This is a genomic window from Corynebacterium sp. UMB8791 (assembly GCF_054166365.1).
Genome location: NZ_JBSZCG010000059.1, coordinates 1 through 328, shown reverse-complemented (window position 1 = coordinate 328; position 328 = coordinate 1). Strand labels below are relative to the sequence as shown.

Genomic DNA, 328 nt, shown 5'->3' with positions numbered 1-328 from the left:
GGCTTACAGGGCGATTCGTCAGGGCTGGCCAGCGTTCTCACAGTGGCTTGAAGCGGTGATCCAGCGTGTCGAAATGTACAATGCATCGCTTCCCGTTCCGCTTTCACTGGCTGAATGTCGGGCTATTGGCAAGAGCATTGCGAAATACACGCACAGGAACTTCACGCCGGAAACTTTCGCACAGTATGTGGCTGATACGCACACGCCAGAAATTCAGGCTGCACGCGGTCGCAAGGGCGGTTCTAAGTCTAAGCGCAGCACAGTAGCTACATCTGCACGCACGCTGAAACCGTGGGAGGCATTAGGGATCAGTCGCGCCTGGTATTAC

The 328-nt window shown here is 55.5% G+C and carries 1 pseudogene; it reads left to right on the top strand.

Going from position 1 to position 328, the window contains the following annotated elements:
* Positions 1 to 328, top strand: a pseudogene (locus ACXIUA_RS01560) (hypothetical protein); the annotation flags it as partial.